General features: G+C 68.9%; 16 protein-coding genes. 9 read left to right on the top strand and 7 right to left on the bottom strand.

Annotation, left to right across the window (positions count from 1 at the left end; all coding sequences use genetic code 11):
- Nucleotides 1-7 precede the first annotated feature (7 nt).
- The 7 genes from RZE77_RS33130 to phnF form a co-directional block, all read right to left on the bottom strand.
- Nucleotides 8-1003 carry a TRAP transporter substrate-binding protein gene (locus tag RZE77_RS33130; protein ID WP_319442908.1) on the bottom strand — a complete coding sequence of 332 codons (996 nt, stop codon included), beginning with the start codon at nt 1001-1003 and terminating at the stop codon, nt 8-10.
- Nucleotides 1000-3267, bottom strand: a complete 2268-nt coding sequence (locus RZE77_RS33125; protein ID WP_319442907.1) for a putative bifunctional diguanylate cyclase/phosphodiesterase — start codon at nt 3265-3267, stop codon at nt 1000-1002. The genes RZE77_RS33130 and RZE77_RS33125 overlap by 4 nt, the downstream gene beginning before the upstream one ends.
- Nucleotides 3264-4361, bottom strand: a complete 1098-nt coding sequence (locus tag RZE77_RS33120) for a sensor histidine kinase (protein ID WP_319442906.1) — start codon at nt 4359-4361, stop codon at nt 3264-3266. Before RZE77_RS33120 ends, RZE77_RS33125 begins: the two co-directional genes overlap by 4 nt.
- The gene (gene nosP, locus RZE77_RS33115; protein WP_319442905.1) at nt 4354-5514 is read right to left on the bottom strand and encodes a nitric oxide-sensing protein NosP; all 1161 of its coding nucleotides are present in this window, start codon (nt 5512-5514) and stop codon (nt 4354-4356) included. Before nosP ends, RZE77_RS33120 begins: the two co-directional genes overlap by 8 nt.
- 200 nt (nt 5515-5714) lie before the next feature.
- Nucleotides 5715-6311 (bottom strand): phosphonate metabolism protein/1,5-bisphosphokinase (PRPP-forming) PhnN, encoded by a 597-nt coding sequence (phnN, locus tag RZE77_RS33110; RefSeq protein WP_319442904.1) that lies wholly within the window; start codon nt 6309-6311, stop codon nt 5715-5717.
- Entirely contained in the window at nt 6308-7033 is a 726-nt protein-coding gene (locus tag RZE77_RS33105; RefSeq protein WP_319442903.1) for a DUF1045 domain-containing protein, read from the bottom strand. Before RZE77_RS33105 ends, phnN begins: the two co-directional genes overlap by 4 nt.
- Nucleotides 7026-7808: a phosphonate metabolism transcriptional regulator PhnF gene (gene phnF / locus RZE77_RS33100; protein WP_319442902.1), complete on the bottom strand. Its 783-nt coding sequence runs from the start codon at nt 7806-7808 to the stop codon at nt 7026-7028. Before phnF ends, RZE77_RS33105 begins: the two co-directional genes overlap by 8 nt.
- 75 nt (nt 7809-7883) lie before the next feature.
- Between phnF and phnG the strand changes: the two genes are divergently transcribed.
- The 9 genes from phnG (at nt 7884) to phnD (ending at nt 15652) form a co-directional block, all read left to right on the top strand.
- Complete coding sequence (gene phnG / locus RZE77_RS33095; protein ID WP_319442901.1) at nt 7884-8402, top strand: phosphonate C-P lyase system protein PhnG; 519 nt, start codon at nt 7884-7886, stop codon at nt 8400-8402.
- Nucleotides 8399-9022 (top strand): phosphonate C-P lyase system protein PhnH, encoded by a 624-nt coding sequence (gene phnH, locus RZE77_RS33090; protein ID WP_319442900.1) that lies wholly within the window; start codon nt 8399-8401, stop codon nt 9020-9022. Before phnG ends, phnH begins: the two co-directional genes overlap by 4 nt.
- Nucleotide 9023: 1 nt before the next feature.
- Nucleotides 9024-10118 carry a carbon-phosphorus lyase complex subunit gene (locus RZE77_RS33085; RefSeq protein WP_319442899.1) on the top strand — a complete coding sequence of 365 codons (1095 nt, stop codon included), beginning with the start codon at nt 9024-9026 and terminating at the stop codon, nt 10116-10118.
- Complete coding sequence (locus tag RZE77_RS33080) at nt 10115-11011, top strand: alpha-D-ribose 1-methylphosphonate 5-phosphate C-P-lyase PhnJ (RefSeq protein ID WP_319442898.1); 897 nt, start codon at nt 10115-10117, stop codon at nt 11009-11011. Before RZE77_RS33085 ends, RZE77_RS33080 begins: the two co-directional genes overlap by 4 nt.
- Nucleotides 11008-11799, top strand: a complete 792-nt coding sequence (gene phnK / locus RZE77_RS33075; RefSeq protein WP_319442897.1) for a phosphonate C-P lyase system protein PhnK — start codon at nt 11008-11010, stop codon at nt 11797-11799. Before RZE77_RS33080 ends, phnK begins: the two co-directional genes overlap by 4 nt.
- A complete protein-coding gene (phnL, locus tag RZE77_RS33070) occupies nt 11796-12512 on the top strand; it encodes a phosphonate C-P lyase system protein PhnL (RefSeq protein WP_319442896.1) in 717 nt (238 codons plus the stop codon). The genes phnK and phnL overlap by 4 nt, the downstream gene beginning before the upstream one ends.
- Nucleotides 12509-13666, top strand: a complete 1158-nt coding sequence (locus RZE77_RS33065) for an alpha-D-ribose 1-methylphosphonate 5-triphosphate diphosphatase (protein ID WP_319442895.1) — start codon at nt 12509-12511, stop codon at nt 13664-13666. The genes phnL and RZE77_RS33065 overlap by 4 nt, the downstream gene beginning before the upstream one ends.
- 112 nt (nt 13667-13778) lie before the next feature.
- Nucleotides 13779-14645: a phosphonate ABC transporter ATP-binding protein gene (phnC, locus tag RZE77_RS33060; RefSeq protein WP_319442894.1), complete on the top strand. Its 867-nt coding sequence runs from the start codon at nt 13779-13781 to the stop codon at nt 14643-14645.
- 59 nt (nt 14646-14704) lie between these two features.
- Nucleotides 14705-15652 (top strand): phosphonate ABC transporter substrate-binding protein, encoded by a 948-nt coding sequence (gene phnD / locus RZE77_RS33055; protein ID WP_319442893.1) that lies wholly within the window; start codon nt 14705-14707, stop codon nt 15650-15652.
- Nucleotides 15653-15674 lie beyond the last annotated feature (22 nt).

Here is a 15674-nt window from a genome sequence, read left to right as displayed (position 1 = left end):
AGATGCGTCACTGCCTTCGCTCGGCGTCGACCATTTTCAGGAACGTGCGCACGCTCTCGTCGCCCGCGAAGCGCCTGATCTCCTCGCGGGCGCCCTGCGTGGCCGCGCGGAACGGCGCCGGGTCGGGGCGCGTGACCTTCACGCCGGCGGCAACCATCTTTGCGATCAGCTCCTCCTCTTCGGCAATGATCTTCTTGCGCATGCCGTCGCCTGCCGCCATGCTCTCTTCACGCACGATCGCCTGCTCGGCCGGCGTGAGCTTCGCCCAGGTCCTGGTGCTCATGAGGTGGAGCGTGTTGTAGTACACGTGGCGGGTCAGGGCGAGGTGCTTTTGCACTTCGTACAGCTTGTTGTAGTAGATGACGTTGAGTGGGTTCTCCTGGCCGTCGACCAGGCCCTGCGACAGCGCCTGGGGAAGCTCCTTGAAGCCGACCTTGCTGACCTGCGCGCCCAGCGCCTGCATGGTGGCCTCGAGTTCGGCGACGGGCGGAACGCGCATCCTGAGGCCCCGCACGTCTTCGGGCACGTTGATTGGGCGCTGGTTGTTGGTGATGTTGCGGAATCCCCATTCCCAGTTGGACAGGATGACGAAGCCCTGCTTCTCGGCCAGCGGCGCGAGCCAGTTCATTGCCGGGCCGTCGAGCACGCGGTGGGCATGCGCATAGTTGTCGAAGAGATAGGGCATGACGACGACGGAGAACGTCTTCTCGTACTTGATGAGGTAGTTCATCGAGGTCACGTCCATGTCGACCGCGCCCAGCCGGACCTTCTGCAGCAGTTCGTTCTCGCTGCCGAGCTGGGACGCGGGAAAGATCTCCGTGCGAACCTGCCCGTGGGTGCGCTCCTCGACCCGCTTGGCGAACTGGAGCGCCGCCAGATGGGCCGGGTGCGAGGTGGTGGCGGCGTGCACCAGCGACAGCACCACGGGATCGGCATGCGCCGCCGGTGGCAGGGCAGCAGCGAAGCCCCACGTCGCGGCGAACATCAGGAGTGCCTTTTTCATGCGGCGGCCCCGTGCTCTCCGCCCTTGCTGCGCTCGCTCTGCTCCATGGTGCCCGAGCGCAGCAGGTCGCCGGCCTCGGTCGCCATCACGGCCTCGCTGAAGTAGTAGCCCTGCGCCAGCGTGGTGGCGCCGGTCGATTGAAGAAAGGCGAGCTGCGTCTGCGTCTCCAGTCCCTCGACGATGATGCCGATGCGCGCTTCGCGCGCGAGATTCATGATGGCGCGAACCGTGGCCGCGCTGTCCGGGTCGTCGATCGCCCGCTTGAGCATCGACTGCGCGATCTTCAGGTGGTTCACGCGGTAGGTGCGCAGGTATTCGAACGACGAGTATTCGGTGCCGAAGTCGTCGATCGCAATGCGCACGCCGAGCGCGCGCAGCTTCGGCAGCACGTCGTTGTGGGTCCATGTCATCTGGGCCAGCGTCGACTCCGTCACGTCGAACTCCAGCACGGACGGATCGAGCTGCCATTTGGCGAGGCCCTCGGTCACGTCGCGGATCAACTCGCTGCCCTGCCTGAGCTGCCCGAGCGACAGGTTGATGGCCACCACCGGCGGCGCCACCCCCTGTTCGCGCCACGCGCTCAGCTGGCGGCAGGCCTGGTCCAGCACCCAGCGGCCGAGCGCGACGATGCCGCCGGTGCGCTCGGCAATCGGTACGAACGCGGCCGCGTCGAGCAGGCCGCGCCTGGGATGGTTCCAGCGCAGCAGCGCTTCCACGCCAACGATCTTCCCGGAGGACAGCTCGACCTGCGGCTGGTAGTAGAGCTCCAGCTCCTCGCGTTCGATCGCCTTCTTCAGGTCTTCACCGAGCGCCACCCGGTCGCGGACTTCCCGGTCGAGTTCCTCCGAGTGGAAGTGGTACTGGTTGCGCCCCTGTTCCTTCGAGCGGTAGAGCGCCACGTCGGCCTGCGCGAGCATTTCCTCGGGGCTTTCGCTGCCCTGGGTGTAGGGGCAGATGCCGATGCTGGCCGAGGCATGCACCTGGTTGCCGTCGATCATGTACGGGCGCGCCAGCTCGGCCTGGATCTTCGCGGCCAGGGCGCCTGCGGCGGCCGGGTCGGCCATTTCGCTTTGCAGCACGGCAAACTCGTCGCCGCCCAGGCGCGCCACCACGTCGGTCTCGCGCGTGCAGTTCTTCAGGCGCAAGGCCACCTCGTGCAGCAGCAGGTCGCCGCCCGGATGGCCGAACATGTCGTTGACCGGCTTGAAGTGGTCCAGGTCGAGGCAATGGAGTGCAAACGGCACCGAACCGCGCCGTGCCGCGGCATGGGCCTGGTGCAGGCGCTCGACGAGGGTGGCGCGGTTGGCCAGGCCCGTGAGGCCGTCGGTGCGCGCCAGCTTCGCCAGCTGTTCCTCCGCCGCCTTGCGTTCGGTGACGTCGATGACGATGCCCTCGACCTCGATGAGCCGGCCGTCCTTGTCGCGCACCGGTACGTAGCGGTTCTCGACCCAGCGCCGCGCGCCGTCGCCGGTGCACAGGCGGTATTCGATGGAGGCGCCTTCGGCGTCCTTCTCGAGCACGCGCGCCATCGCGGCGGCCACGCCGGGCTGGTCGGCCGGGTCGATCAGCACGTCCGCCCAGTCCGGGTTGGCCAGCAGGGCCGCCGGTTCGTGGCCGAACTTGGTGATGTTGTGCGAGATGTAGATCAGCGGGAACGCGGGCTCGCCGCGCAGGCGGTAGAGGATGGTCGGGCTGTTCTGCACGATGATGTTGGCGTCCGACAGCTCGCGCGTGCGTTCCTCCACGGCCTGCTCGAGCTGGTTCATCTTGAAGGCGGCGTCCTCCGTCATCTGCCACTTCATGGTGAGCGCGCTGGCCAGCTGGCGCACCTCGATCGGATCGAAGGGCTTCTTGAGCACCAGCAGGCGATCGCGCGCGTCCAGCCGCTCGAACACCTCGACCCACGACTGGTCTGCATAGGCCGTGCAGATCACGATCTGCAGGCGCGGGTCTTCGAGCCACAGCTGCTCGATGGTCTCGACGCCGTCCCACCCCGGGGGCATGCGCATGTCGATGAACGCCAGGGCGTAGGGTGCCTCGGCCGCCAATGCCTCGCGCAGCTTGGCGAGCGCCTCCTGCCCCTGGTAGGCGCTGTCCAGCACGAAATCCACTTCGCTTTTCCTGGCCGAGGTTCCGAACAACGCCGACTCCAGGTCGTCCAGGTTCGCGTCCGCGGCCACCGGAAGAAGGATCTTGCGGAAGTCCTCGTGGATGGCCGGCGTGTCGTCCGCCAGCAGGATGCGGCGGTTCTGCGGTTTGCTCATGGCGTTTCTGCCGCCTTTCGGATCGGAAGTTCGAGCGTGAAGGTGGCGCCGGTGCCGGGTCCGTCGCTGTGGACTGCCAGCGTGCCGCCCATCTCGCGCGCCGCGTTCGCCGCGCTGTGCAGGCCGAAGCCGTGGCCGTCCTTCTTGGTGGTGAACCCGTGCACGAACACGCGCGTGAGGTTTTCCGGGGCGATGCCGACGCCCGTGTCCGCCACGCGGATGCGCAGCATCTGGTCCCCGACGATTTCCGCATCGAGCATGAGCTTCGCGCGGTCGTCTGCCACCGTTTCCATCGCCTGCCTGGCATTGCGCACCAGGTTCATCAGCACCTGCAGCACGCGGCCCCGGTCCAGCGGCAACTCGGGAATGCGGGCCATGTCGCCCTGCATCACCACCTGGTGGTGCGCCAGGCCACCCGCGTTCATGCGCAGCGCGTCCTCGACAACTTCGTGGATGCGTATCGCTTCGATGAGGCCGGAGGCGCCGGCATGGGCCTGCTGCGCGGCGATGATCTCCTTGATGTGGTCGACGCTCTTGCCCAGCGCCACCAGCTCGTCGACGACGGCGCGCTGCTCCGCCACCAGCAGCGGCGCCAGCTGCACCAGATAGCCCGGGAGCATCTTGCCCTTGGGGTCGGACGCGAGGAAGGTGCCCAGGTCGTCCGCATGTTCGTTCATCAATTGCACCGCGCGTGCGAGCCCTTCCACCTTGGACGCGCGAACCCTGGAAAGAATCAGCCCGGCCGACACATTGACGCTGTTGAGCACATTGCCCACGTTGTGCAGCACGTTGGTGGCGATCTCGGCCATGCCGGCCGAGCGCGCCGCAGCCACCAGGTCGGCCTGCGTCTTGCGCAGCACCCGGTTGACCTCCTCGTTCTCGCGCAGCGCCGCTTCCAACTCGGCGGTGCGGCTGAGCACCTGCTCCTCCAGCATGATCGTGGTCTGGAAGAGGTTGAAGTCGGAGCCCTGTGCATTGGCGCTGCGCTCGGCCCGGTCCATCAGGGCCTGGATGATCTTGTTGAGCCGCGCGATCTCGTCCTTCGGGTTCGGCTCCTGTGCGGCGGGGCGCTGCAGTGTTGCCGTCTCAGACATGACTGGCCTCCACGCCGTTAGTGCCGAATGCAATGCCGACCAGCGTCTGGTTGACGTGCACGCCGCGGAACTGCTCCCCGTAGGTATGGAAGCCGACCGTGTTGTTCTGCTGCAGGAGTTCGCCGATGCGGTCCTTCGCGCTGCTTTGCGCGATCTCCAGCTTGCGCAGGATGCAGTCGTAGCCCAGCACCAGCTGCGGCGGCCCGATCTCGGCGCGTATGCCGGCAAAGGCCTGCTCGAGGTTCTCCAGCAGGTCCACGCCCCTGGCCACGCGCAGCACCAGCCCGTTCTCGATCGCGCAGAAGAAAGTGAGGCTGCCGTCCGCGTTGGCCTTCTGGATCGAGCGCACGTAGGTGGTGCCGCCGATCGTCAGCACCACCGGCCAGGCCGCGAAGCGCGAGGGGTCCAGGTCGGAGGCGTCGATGCCGAGCATCCTCGCGTACTCCTGGCTCGCCGGCAGGCCGTTGATCTCCTTGACGGTGCGCGAGGCGGCATCTGCATCGGTCACGACCAGCCTGTCGTCGGTGGCGACAACGTGCTGCGTCTTGAAGATGCGAAACGGCATGCGAGATGCCACGAGCACCAGCACCGCGCAGTCGGAGCCGAAGCGGCCGTCCCAGTAGACCTGGGTCCGGTCGAACTTCATGCCGTCGCCGGCCGAACCGCCGAGCAGCGGAAGCCTGCCCAGCGCAGTCTGGAAGGCGCGCGTGACGGGCTCCTCGCGCAGCGACAGGCCGTCGATCAGCAGCAGCGCGAAGCTGTGGTCCGCGTCGCCGGCCGGGCCCTCGGCCAGCAGCTTGTGCAGCAGCGCCTGGGCGAAGTCCTGGCCGGCCTCCACCTTGAACTGCTGCAGCTGCTCGACCTGGCCCGCCGCGACCCTGAAGTGGCTGGCCGGAAAACTCGCACCCGCCAGGCTGTGGTCGCGGAAGCCGGCGGGGCCGATTTCGCCCGCCGTGGTGCAGCCGACCACCGGCACGTCGCCGAACAGGCGCTTCATCTCGCCGGCCAGCGCTTCGAGGTCGTAGTCGCTGGAGCAGTAGAAGATCACCAGCGCCATGTCGGGCTGCGCCACCATGGCATGGAATTCCTGCGCGGCCTTGCGAGGATCCGCCGTGCAGGAGTGGGCTTTGCGTATGTAGTCCGTGTCCTTCATGGGGCGACTCCTTGCGTGGTGAGCCCATTAGACGCTGGAAGAATCGCCGCAGTCGACCGATTCCATGCGGGACATCCCTGCCGCAGACCGCGATCTTTCGCTACTTTCGCGAGTTGCTTAAATGGAAAGTTCTAAGTCGACGTGCCGAATGCGCAACCTACGCCGATCGAATTACTGCCTGCGGGTTTTACCGCGACCGCTCACAGGCACTGCCATGCCTTCAGCGCCTGCTGCAGCTGCACACCCGCGTCCGCGAGCGCCGCATCGTTGCGGACCTCGATGGCCGCCATGCCCGGCGGCAGCTGGAAGTCGAGCGCCCGCCGCACGCGCGCATCGACCATTTGCGGCGTTTCCCGCTCACGTGCGAGCAGCCGGCGACGCAGCGTCTCGGCGTCGGCCGTGATGTGGGCGACGACCAGTTCGGGAAAGAGCCGCGCGGCCTGGGGCAGGTAAGCGCGCGAGCCGTTCACGATCACGGTATTGCCGTCGCAGCGCGGGGCGAGTTCTTCGCGTGCGATGCCGTAGTGCAGCGTATTGGCTTCCCAGTGCATGGCGAACGCACCGGACTCGCGCAGCCGCATGAAGGCGGCCATGTCGACGCTGTCGTGCTGCTCGCCTCCCGGCTGCAGCGCGCGCGTGATGGTGCGACGCGCGAAGTGCACGCGGGCGTCCTGCGGCAGCTGCTGCCTGAGCCAGTCGATGACGCTGTCCTTGCCCGCGCCCGAGGGGCCGACCACGTAGACCAGGCGGCCGGTCTGCGCTGCGTTCACTGGTGCACGGCTTGGCGCTGCGCTCATGCACCCAGCACCATCTGTTCGATGCACACGAAGTCCGCGCGCGGCTCGGGCTCCGCGAACAGGCTGATCGCATCGAAGCGTTGCGCGGGCAGCGCGCCGAAGTGCCGTTGCGCTTCAGCCTGCAGCGCCTGCACTTCGGCCTCGTCGGCCTCGCGCAGCGAGCCGGTCAGCGAGAAATGAAAGCGGAAGCGGTCGAGCACGAACGGGTAGCCCCAGCGCTGCAGCAGCGTGTCTTCCTCGGGTGTGAGCCCGCTCGCGCGGCGGCGCTGCAGTTCGGCCGGCGGCAGCGGCGCGGCGAAGGCGTGCAGGCCGGTCACGCAGGCGCTGGCCATGGCGTTCAGCGCGCGGCTCGGCACCACGGGCACGAGCGCCAGGAAATCGTCGAGCCGCACCACCTGCAGCGCCGGCATGTCGAACGGCTCCCAGGCCTTGCAGATGTGGCGGATGCCCGTGCGCAGCGACGCCGCGTCCAGGTGCGCCGGCAGGGCGAAGGGCGCCTTCAGCGTGGCATGCCAGCCGTAGCGCCGCGGCGCGGCGGTCAGTGCCTGCTGCCGCGCGGGCGGCAGGCCGTCGATGGCGGGTTGCGGCAGCGGCAGCCCGCGCGCCGCGCAGCGTCCGAGCCAGTGGCTGCCGGCCTCCCACCACGCGGTGCCGATGGCCGGCGCGAAATAGGCGGCGTAGCGGTGCGCCGCGCCGCGCCTGCGGGATGCGGCCTCAGTCATCGTGCGCCACCGTCAGCGAGGTGCGGTCGCCCGGGAACCAGGCCCTCGCGTATTCGATCGGCACGCCCGCGGTGTCGACGTTCACGCTCTCCACGAACAGCACCGGCCGGCTGACCGGCTGGCGCAACTGCGCGGCAATCGCGGCCTCGGGCATCTGCGCCGTGATGCGGCTGTGATGGCGCGTGTAGTCGGCCACGCCGTGGGCCTCGAAGCCGGCGGTGATGGAGCCGGTCTCGCGCACCACGGCTTCCAGTCCCGCGAAGCGCGGCAGGGGAAAGAAGCGTTCGCTGCAATGCAGCGGCTGGCCCTCGGCTTCGCCGATCACCTGCAGGCAGAGCAGCGAACTGCGCGCCGGCACCGCGAGCGAACGCGCCTGCGCCGCGGTGGCGCGCACGGTGCTTGCGCCGGTCACGCGCAGCGCGCCGCGCAGCCCCGCCAGCGCCATGCTGCGCTGGAAGCGCGGGCGCTTGACCAGCGCGAGGTCGACCGCGAACTCTTCCACATAGGTGCCGCTGCCCTGCGTCACGCGCAACAGCCCCTGGCTGCAGAGGTTGGCGAGCGAGCGGCGGATGGTGTGGCGGTTGACGCCGAACTGCTCGGCCAGCGCGTGCTCGGAGGGCAGGCGCTGGCCCGGCGAATACACGCCGCGCGCAATGGCCTCGGCCAGGTCGGCCGCGATGCGGATCCAGAAGCTGTCGCGTGCGGTGCGTTCGGTGTTGGTGGTGGCGGGGCGCGGAGCCAGCGCGGAGGAAGGGGTCGTCGTCGTGCTTGTCATTAAACCTACTTGCGCGCTCTCTAAGCTCGCGTCAGTTGCCGAATTTGTCTATACAACTTCAAGCGTATCACTCTCATGTTTCATGCCTTTGACACAGAACCCGCGGCCCGCCCGCTGCGCCGCGCGCAGTGGCTCGCGATGCTGGCGCGCGCACCCGTCTCGCTGCTCGAGCCGGCGCTCGCACAGCACGCCGAAACCCCGCCGCAGTGGCTGCGTGCACCGGAGACCGGCCTGGTGATGGTGCAGGGCCGCGCCGGCGGCACCGGCGAGCGCTTCAACCTGGGCGAGGTGACGGTCACGCGCTGCGCGCTGCGCCTGGGCGGCACCGTGCCGCAGCCGGGCGCCGCGGTGGGCGTGGCCTATGTGCTCGGCCGCTCGCACCGCCATGCGCAACTCGCGGCCGTGGCCGACGCGCTGCTGCAAGACCCGGCGCAGCAGGCCGCGCTCGATGCGCGGCTGCTGGCCCCCGTGCGTGCGCATCTCTCGGCGCTGCGCGCACAGCGCCATGCACGCGCCCAGGCCAGCAAGGTCGAGTTCTTCACGGTGGCGCGCGAAGCCGGCGGCGCCGACATGGACGAGGACGATTCCGAATGAACGCGAACATGCTTTCCACCCTGGGCGCGGGATTCACCGATGCCGCGCTCGGCAGCCAGGCGGTGTTCCGCTCGGCGCTGCAGGCGCTCGCGCATCCGGGCCGGATCGTCGAGCTGTCGCACGATGCGCAGGTGCCGTCGCAGGGGCACGGCGCCTCGGCCGCGCTGCTGCTGGCGCTGCTCGACCCGGACTGCCGCCTCTGGCTGTCGCCGTCGCTCGCGGGCAGCGACGCAGCCGCATGGCTGCGCTTTCACACCGGCTGCGTGCTGGTCGACGAGCCTGCGCAGGCGCAGTTCGCGTGGATCGGCGAAGGCGATGCATGCCCGCCGCTCGATGCCTTCGCGCAGGGCAGCGACGCCTATCCGGACCAGTCGGCCACCTGCGTGATCGACGTGATGGACGTGTCCGCACCGGCCGAAGGAAACGCAGCGCGCTGGACGCTGCGCGGCCCCGGCATCCAGGACCGCAGCGCCATCGCAGTGGAAGGCTTGGCACCGGCCTTCACCGCCCAATGGTCCGCGAACCACGCGCTGTTTCCGCGCGGCGTGGACGTGTTCCTGGCCGCGCCGCAACGCGTCGTCGGTCTGCCGCGCACCACCCGCATCGAACAGGAGGCTTGAGATGTACGTTGCCGTCAAGGGCGGGGAAGCCGCCATCCTCGCAAGCTACCGGCTGCTGGCCGAACAGCGCCGCGGCGACACCGGCACGCCGGAGCTGTCGGTGCGCCAGATCCGCGAGCAGCTGAAGCTCGCGGTCGACCGGGTGATGACCGAGGGCTCGGTCTACGACCCCGAGCTGGCTGCGCTCGCCATCAAGCAGGCTTCGGGCGACATGGTGGAGGCCATCTTCCTGCTGCGCGCCTATCGAGCGACGCTGCCGCGCCTCGGCCACAGCGTGGCGCTCGACACCTCGCGCATGGCGCTGGACCGCCGCATCTCCGCCACCTTCAAGGACCTGCCCGGCGGCCAGGTGCTGGGTGCGACGCACGACTACACGCAGCGCCTGATCGACTTCACGCTGCTGGCCGAGGGACGGCAGCAGGCCGCGCCGGCGCCCACGGTCGATGCGGCCGAGCCGCCCGCCGCGGTCACGCCGCGCGTGGTCGATCTGCTGAACCAGGAGGGGCTGATCGAAACCCGCCCGGTGCCGCCCGGCGACCCGGCACCGGTCGACCTCACGCGCGCGCCGCTGCGCTTTCCGGCCGACCGCGCCACGCGGCTGCAGAACCTTGCGCGCGGCGACGAGGGCTTTCTGCTGGCCATGGCCTATTCCACGCAGCGCGGCTACTCTCACAGCCACCCCTTCGTGGGCGAGATCCGCTTCGGCAGCGTGGAGCTCGAGCTCGCGCCCGAGGAGCTCGACTTCACCATCTCCATCGGCGACCTGGAGATCACCGAATGCGAGATGGTCAACCAGTTCGCGGGCAGCAAGAGCGAGCCGCCGCAGTTCACGCGCGGCTACGGCCTGGCCTTCGGCCACTGCGAGCGCAAGGCCATGGCGATGAGCCTGGTCGACCGCGCGCTGCGCGCCGACGAGCTCGGCGAGCCCGTGGAGGCGCCCGCGCAGATGCAGGAGTTCGTGCTCTCGCACAGCGACAGCCTCGAAGCCTCGGGTTTCGTGCAGCACCTGAAGCTGCCGCACTACGTCGACTTCCAGTCCGAGCTCGAGCTCGTGCGGAAGATGCGCGCCGCCGCCGGCGCGGGAGACCACGAATGACGACCACCACCGAATACAACTTCGCCTACCTCGACGAGCGCACCAAGCGCATGATCCGCCGCGCCATCCTCAAGGCCGTGGCCATTCCGGGCTACCAGGTGCCCTTCGGCTCGCGCGAGATGCCGCTGCCCTACGGCTGGGGCACCGGCGGCATCCAGGTGACGGCCGCGGTCATCGGCCCGCGCGATGTGCTCAAGGTGATCGACCAGGGCTCCGATGACACCGTCAACGCCGTCAACATCCGCCGTTTCTTCGAGCGCACCACGGGCGTGGACACCACCACGCGCACGGCCGAGGCCACGCTGATCCAGACGCGCCACCGCATCCCCGAGGCGGCGCTCGCTGAAGGGCAGGTGCTGGTCTACCAGGTGCCGGTGCCCGAGCCGATGCAGCGGCTGGAGCCGCGCGAGACCACCACGCGCACATTGCACGCGCTGGCCGAATACGGGCTGATGCACGTGAAGCTCTACGAGGACATCGCGCGCTACGGCCATATCGCCACCACCTACGACTATCCGGTGCTGGTGAACGGCCGCTACGTGATGTCACCCTCGCCGATCCCCAAGTTCGACAACCCCAAGATGCACATGAACCCTGCGCTGCAGCTGTTCGGCGCCGGCCGCGAGAAGCGCATCTACGCCGTGCCGCCCTACACGCCGGTCGAAAGCCTGAGCTTCGAGGACCATCCCTTCGAGATCCAGCGCTGGGACACACCCTGCGCGCTGTGCGGCGCGACCGACAGCTTCCTCGACGAAGTGATCACCGACGACCAGGGCGCGCGCATGCACGTGTGCTCCGACTCCGACTACTGCCAGTCGCGCCAGCAGTCGGACAGCGCCGCTGTACCCGACCCGGCGACCGATTCGGCCACCGTGGACGGAGCCCTCGCATGAGCGCCGTGCAAGCTTCCTCGTTGCCGCTGCTGCGCGTGCGCGGCGTCAGCAAGCGCTATGGCGACCGCGTGGCGCTGCACGACGCCTCCTTCGACCTCTGGCCCGGCGAGGTGCTGGCGGTGGTCGGCGAATCGGGCTCGGGCAAGTCGACCCTGCTCGACGCCATTGCCGCGCGCAGCCGCCCCGATGCCGGCAGCGTGCAGTTCCATGTGCGCGGCGGCGGCCTGCAGGACGTGTTCGCGATGACCGAGGCTCAGCAGCGCCTGCTCTCGCGCACCGACTGGGGCTTCGTGCACCAGAACGCGGCCGACGGCCTGCGCATGGATGTCTCGGCCGGCGCCAACGTGGGCGAGCGGCTCATGGGGCTGGGCGAGCGGCATTACGGCCGCGTGCGCGCCACCGCGGCCGACTGGCTGCAGCGCGTGGAGATCGATCCGGCGCGCATCGACGACACGCCGCGCACTTTTTCGGGCGGCATGCGCCAGCGCCTGCAGATCGCACGCAACCTGGTCACGCAGCCGCGGCTGGTGTTCATGGACGAGCCGACCTCGGGCCTCGACGTGTCGGTGCAGGCCCGCCTGCTCGACCTGCTGCGCCAGCTCACGCGGCAGATGCAGCTTGCGGCCATCGTCGTCACGCACGATCTGGCGGTGGCGCGCCTGCTCGCGCACCGCATGGTCGTGATGCAGCAGGGCCGCGTGGTCGAGACCGGCCTCACGGACCAGGTGCTGGACGACCCGCAGCACGCCTACACACAGCTTCTCGTTTCCTCGGTGCTACAACCATGACGACCCCCTTGCTTCTTCTCCAGGGCGTGGCCAAGCGCTTCACGCTGCACCACCAGAACCAGCTGGAGTTGCCGGTGTTCGACGCGGTCGACCTCAGCGTGAGCGCAGGCGAATGCGTGGTGCTCGACGGCGCCTCGGGCCTGGGCAAGAGCACGCTGCTCAAGCTCATCTACGCCAACTACCGCGCCAGCGCGGGCCGCATCACGGTGCAGGCGCCGGCCGGCCCGGTGGACCTGACCGAGGTGGCGCCGCGCGAGCTGGTGCGTCTGCGGCGCGACACCATCGGCTACGTGAGCCAGTTCCTGCGCGTGATTCCGCGCGTGCCCGCGCTCGACGTGGTGGCCGAGCCGCTGGCCGAGGACGCCGGCGACGACCCCGCGGGCATCGAGGCCGCGCGCGCCGAGGCGCGCTGCTGGCTCGCGCGGCTGCGCATTCCCGAGCGCCTGTGGCACCTGCCGCCGGCCACCTTCTCGGGCGGCGAGCAGCAGCGCATCAACATCGCGCGCAACATGATCAAGCCCAAGCCGCTGCTGCTGCTGGACGAGCCCACCGCCTCGCTCGATGCCGCCAACACCGCCACCGTGATCGAACTGATCCGCGAGGCCACGGCACGCGGCGCGGCCATCGTCGGCATCTTCCACGATGCCGAGGTGGGCGCGGCCGTGGCCACCCGCCGCGTCAACGTGGGCGACTTCAGGAGCACCCGGCCATGAGCGCAGCACCCATCGTCTTTTCCAACGCGCGCATGGTGCTGGCCGGCGAGGTGGTGCATGGCGCGCTCTCGGTGGCCTCCGGGCGCATCGAGGCGCTGGACAGCGGCGCCACCGCTGCGGGCACGCTCGACCTCGAGGGCGACTACCTGTTCCCGGGCCTGGTCGAGGTGCACACCGACAACCTGGAGCGCCACCTGATGCCGCGTCCCAAGGTGCAGTGGGCCGAGATGCCCGCACTGCTCGCGCACGACGCCGAGGTGGCCGCCGCCGGCATCACCACGGTGTTCGATGCGCTGGGCGTCGGCGAGGCCGACCCCGAGAGCCTGCGCGGCAGCACCTGGGACACGCTGCTCGACGTGCTCGACGGCTGCATCGAGAGCGACCTGCTGCGCGCCGACCACCACCTGCACGTGCGCTGCGAGCTGCCGGCGCCCAACACCATCGAGCTGTTCGAACCGTTCCGCAAGCATCCGCGCCTGTCGATGATCTCGCTCATGGACCACACGCCGGGCCAGCGCCAGTGGGAGAACATCGAGGTTGCGCGCGTCTACTACACCGGCAAGAAGGGCTGGAGCGACGACAAGTTCGACCGCCGCGTTTCCGAGGCCGTGCTGCTGCAGACGCGCTACGCGCAGCCGCACCGCGCGCACTTCGTCGAACATTGCCGCCTGCACGGCATTGCCCTGGCGAGCCATGACGACACCACCGTGGCGCATGTGGAGCAGGCGCATGCGGAGGGCGCCAGCATGTCGGAATTCCCGACCACGCTGGCGGCCGCGCGCGCGGCGCGAGAGCGCGGGCTCGCCAACATCATGGGCGGGCCGAACGTGGTGCGGGGCGGCTCGCATTCGGGCAACGTGGCCGCGGCCGAGCTGGCGCGCCAGGGGCTGCTCGACATCCTTTCTTCCGACTACGTGCCCGGCAGCCTCATGAGCGCCGTGATGCGGCTGGTGGACGAGGGCATCTGCACGCTGCCCGAAGCGGTGGCGATGGTGAGCCGCGCACCCGCGCGCGCGGCCGGCCTGCACGACCGCGGCAGCCTGGAGCCGGGGCTGCGCGCCGACCTGGTGCAGGTGCGCATCACCCAGATGGCCGACGGCGCCAGGCACCCGGTGGTGCGCGGCGTGTGGCGCCAGGGACGGCGCGTGATCTGAGGCCGTCTTCGGGGGCGTTGCCGCGGCTGTCGCCGCAATGTCGCGCAGCTGTCGCGCGCATGTCACGACGCCTCGCGAGACTTCACTTGTCTAGACGACTTTGGAATCCAAGATGACCGGTGTCCTGCGCATCCATCAATTGAACAAGCACTTCGCCAACGGCCGGCATGCGCTGCGCGACGTCAACCTGGCCGTGAACCGCGGCGAGATGGTGGCGTTGATCGGTGCCTCGGGCTCCGGCAAGTCCACGCTGCTGCGGCACGTGGCGGGCCTGGTGGCCGCCGATGGCGGCACCGATTCGCTGGTCGAGATCGACGGCTGCTGCGTGCAGAAGGGCGGCCGCATCCACCGCGACATCCGCAAGGTGCGCTCGCAGGTCGGCTTCGTGTTCCAGCAGTTCAACCTGGTGGCGCGGCTGCCGGTGCTGGTGAACGTGCTCGTCGGCTCGCTGCACCGCATGCCCTGGTGGCGCAGCTGGCTGCGCATGTTCACGGCGCAGGAGCGCGCGCTGGCGCTCGAGGCCCTCGGGCGCGTGGGCATTGCCGACTGCCATGCGCAGCGCGCCTCCACCCTGTCGGGCGGCCAGCAGCAGCGCGCGGCCATTGCGCGCACGCTGGTGCAGGGCGCCAAGGTGGTGCTGGCCGACGAACCCATTGCTTCGCTCGACCCCGAGTCGTCACGCAAGGTGATGGAGATCTTGGCGCGCATCAACCGCGAAGACGGCTGCACCGTGATCGTCTCGCTGCACCAGGTCGACATCGCCATGAAGTACTGCCCGCGCGTGGTGGCGCTGAACCAGGGCCAGGTGGTCTTCGACGGGCCTTCCTCGGCGCTGACGCCCGCGCTGCTGCGCGACCTGTACGGCGTGCAGGCCGAGGAGCTGCTGCGGCCCGCCGCGCCGGCCGCGGCACCCGAGGGCGCCAACGTGCACGTGCTGAACCCTGCTGCTCCCGTGTCGTGGGCTGCGCAAGCCGCATAGGCCGCGAAGAACGCGCCTTTTCTTTCTCTCTTCATTCAAAAATTTCGCTGGAGCCATCCATGATCAAGAAACTCATTGCCGCCACCGTGCTGGGCCTCGGCCTGGCCGGCGCATCCCTCGCGCAGGACATCAACTTCGGCATCATCTCGACCGAAGCGACGCAGAACCTCAAGGGCGACTGGCAGCCGCTGATCGACGACATGAGCAAGCAGACGGGCCTCAAGGTCACGGCCTTCTTCGCGCCCGACTACGCCGGCATCATCGAAGGCATGCGCTTCAACAAAGTGCACATCGGCTGGTTCGGCAACAAGTCGGCGATGGAAGCGGTCGACCGCGCGAGCGGCGAGGTGTTCGCGCAGATGGTCAACGCCGACGGCACGCAGGGCTACTACTCGCACCTGATCGTCAACCGCGAGAGCCCGCTCAACACGCTCGACGACGTGCTCAAGAACGCGAAGAACCTGAGCTTCGGCAACGGCGATCCCAACTCGACTTCGGGCTACCTGGTGCCGGGCTTCTACGTCTTTGCGCAGAACAAGCTCGATGCCAAGTCGATCTTCAAGGTGACGCGCAGCGCCAACCACGAGACCAACGCGCTGGCCGTGGCCAACAAGCAGGTCGACGTGGCCACCAACAACAGCGAGAACCTCGAGAAGGTGAAGGAGCGCTTCCCCGAGAAGTTCAAGGACATCAAGATCGTCTGGACCTCGCCGCTGATTCCGCTCGACCCGCTCGTCATGCGCAAGGACCTGCCCGAGGCCACCAAGGCCAAGCTGCGCAACTTCTTCTACAACTACGCCAAGACCGATCCGCGCGAGAAGGAGATCGTCATGAAGATCTCGAAGCTCTCGGGCTTCAAGGAATCGAGCGACAAGCAGCTGCTGCCGATCCGCCAGCTCGACCTGTTCGGCCAGCGCACCAAGATCGAGGCCGACGCCGTGCTCGGCGACGCCGACAAGAAGGCCAAGCTGGCCGACATCGACAAGAAGCTGGCCGCGCTGAACTGAGCGCCCGCTACTTTTTTGCTGC

This window comes from Variovorax sp. SPNA7, assembly GCF_033807855.1.
Classification (GTDB): Bacteria; Pseudomonadota; Gammaproteobacteria; order Burkholderiales; family Burkholderiaceae_C; genus Variovorax; species Variovorax beijingensis.
This window is presented reverse-complemented; position numbering and strand designations above follow the sequence as displayed.

Coding starts and splice junctions, on each gene's coding strand:
- phnG (WP_319442901.1), top strand. CDS start 7,884: ATGTTTCATGCCTTTGACACAGAACCCGCGGCCCGCCCGCTGCGCCGC.
- phnH (WP_319442900.1), top strand. CDS start 8,399: ATGAACGCGAACATGCTTTCCACCCTGGGCGCGGGATTCACCGATGCC.
- nosP (WP_319442905.1), bottom strand. CDS start 5,514: ATGAAGGACACGGACTACATACGCAAAGCCCACTCCTGCACGGCGGAT.
- phnN (WP_319442904.1), bottom strand. CDS start 6,311: ATGAGCGCAGCGCCAAGCCGTGCACCAGTGAACGCAGCGCAGACCGGC.
- RZE77_RS33125 (WP_319442907.1), bottom strand. CDS start 3,267: ATGAGCAAACCGCAGAACCGCCGCATCCTGCTGGCGGACGACACGCCG.
- RZE77_RS33085 (WP_319442899.1), top strand. CDS start 9,024: ATGTACGTTGCCGTCAAGGGCGGGGAAGCCGCCATCCTCGCAAGCTAC.
- phnK (WP_319442897.1), top strand. CDS start 11,008: ATGAGCGCCGTGCAAGCTTCCTCGTTGCCGCTGCTGCGCGTGCGCGGC.
- phnC (WP_319442894.1), top strand. CDS start 13,779: ATGACCGGTGTCCTGCGCATCCATCAATTGAACAAGCACTTCGCCAAC.
- RZE77_RS33080 (WP_319442898.1), top strand. CDS start 10,115: ATGACGACCACCACCGAATACAACTTCGCCTACCTCGACGAGCGCACC.
- phnL (WP_319442896.1), top strand. CDS start 11,796: ATGACGACCCCCTTGCTTCTTCTCCAGGGCGTGGCCAAGCGCTTCACG.
- RZE77_RS33130 (WP_319442908.1), bottom strand. CDS start 1,003: ATGAAAAAGGCACTCCTGATGTTCGCCGCGACGTGGGGCTTCGCTGCT.
- phnF (WP_319442902.1), bottom strand. CDS start 7,808: ATGACAAGCACGACGACGACCCCTTCCTCCGCGCTGGCTCCGCGCCCC.
- RZE77_RS33065 (WP_319442895.1), top strand. CDS start 12,509: ATGAGCGCAGCACCCATCGTCTTTTCCAACGCGCGCATGGTGCTGGCC.
- RZE77_RS33120 (WP_319442906.1), bottom strand. CDS start 4,361: ATGTCTGAGACGGCAACACTGCAGCGCCCCGCCGCACAGGAGCCGAAC.
- RZE77_RS33105 (WP_319442903.1), bottom strand. CDS start 7,033: ATGACTGAGGCCGCATCCCGCAGGCGCGGCGCGGCGCACCGCTACGCC.
- phnD (WP_319442893.1), top strand. CDS start 14,705: ATGATCAAGAAACTCATTGCCGCCACCGTGCTGGGCCTCGGCCTGGCC.